Source organism: Actinomyces sp. ICM58 (assembly GCF_000283035.1).
In the GTDB taxonomy this organism is placed as follows: domain Bacteria; phylum Actinomycetota; class Actinomycetes; order Actinomycetales; family Actinomycetaceae; genus Pauljensenia.
On record NZ_ALIY01000084.1, the window covers coordinates 1 to 1,722 of the forward strand.

The window sequence follows — 1,722 nt, forward strand, 5'->3', positions numbered from 1 at the left end:
GAGGCTGCGGGTCCGGCTGGGGCTGCGGATCGGGCTGGGGCTGCGGATCGGGCTGAGGCTGCGGATCAGGCTGAGGCTGCGGATCGGGCTGAGGCTGCGGGTCCGGCTGAGGCTGCGGGTCCGGCTGAGGCTCGACCCACGGGGCCGGCGCCGTCGCGTCCTGCTTCACAGACTTAACAACGGCGATCGTCGTCGCCGTTGCCTCGGTTCCGTCGGGCAGGGTGGCGGTCAGGTTCACCTGATCCCAGTCAGCAACGTTGCCGCCGGTGATCGTCGCGCTCTTGCCGTCCTCGGCCGCCTTCAGGATGACCGCACCGCCGTACTCCAGGCCCCAGGTCAGGGTCGCGTCCTTGAACTTCTTGGGCAGCAGCGGCTTGAGGGTGACGGTCTCGCCCTCCTCCATGTCCACGCGCAGGTGGTTGATGGCGATCTCGTCCTCGCCCAGCTCGGTGGCACAGACGTTGACGGTGGCCATCACCGGGTCGAAGACCATCGGATCCATGTAGTCGGAGACAGCTCGGACGTCCGAGCAGCCCTCCTTCAGGGCAGTCACGAGGCCCGACTCTTCATCGACGTTCAGGACGTCGATGTCATCGCCGGACCAATTGATCTTCGTCATGTTGGCGTTCTCAGGCTGGTGCGTGACGCCGATGTTCGTCTGCTGACCAACAGTCATGGTGAGCTGACCCGACTCGATACCGAAGTCGAGGGAGGTCATGGCGACGGGCTCGATCGCGACGTCGGCACGCTTGGAGGGCTTTCCGTCGCTCCCCCACGCAACGAGCTTCACGGTCGCGGGCAAGGCCTCCGTGTGGCCAGCCTTCGTCCAGGCCGCCTGGATGTCGGAGAACTTGATCTCAAAGCTGTAGTGGTGAACGCCGTCGGCGGTGACGTTGCCGGGGAAGTCGACGACGCGACGATAGAAGATGGCGTCGGTGGCCGGGTCGCGCAGGTCGATGCTGGACAGGCCCGGGTTGTCCTCGACCTTGAAGCTGATGGAACCGCCGAGCCCCTCACTGGTGGTCGTGACCTGAGAAATCGTGGGGCCATACATGTCGGGGTCGGGCGCCGCAAACGCGGGGGCTCCGAAGGCTGCACCGGACGCCACTACCGCGCCGGTCGCCAGGGTCGCCAGGAACGCCCTGTAAGTTAACTGGGACATACTCACTCCAATGTTGATCCAACGAACCATGCCAGATGGTTAGGCTTAGCGGCTCGTAGCACGAACGGTACTGCGCAATTGAATACCTAGCAACGCATTACTGACTTACCATCGCGCAACTACAAGTGAATACGTGGGTCCTTTAGTGCAATCTAAGCCCATTTTTCAGCCGTTTCACAGCAGGAAACTTACCACTGCACATATGTTCGTTTGGATGCGCACATTTTCCCAGCGGGCAACCCCTTAAATTCCTGAAAGAATCAGGCCTAGGGCGCACTATTGACACGGTCAACGGGCGCGCGAGCTACCATGCACCAACACGAAGTAGCCCCTGACCCGCGTCAAACCACTCCGCGCACCCCTCCGCACACCCCTCCGACGCGCCACCCGCGCAACGCCCCTCCACAACTCGCACGTAATTCCCCGAGGTGTCAACTTGGACGATCCCCACAAACCGCATGATTCCGCCATTGCGAATTCAAAGTTTGAAAGGTTGACAGGGAAATTACGTGCGACGTTGTGGGGGAACCACCGCCGCAACGCAGGAGGGCAGGGCGCAG

At 62.4% G+C, this 1,722-nt stretch carries 1 protein-coding gene; it reads right to left on the reverse strand.

The features are described from left to right. The coding region (locus tag HMPREF1138_RS10470; RefSeq protein WP_202898335.1) for an Ig-like domain-containing protein at positions 1-1,162 on the reverse strand (1,162 nt) is incomplete at its 3' end. Positions 1,163-1,722: the final 560 nt, after the last annotated feature.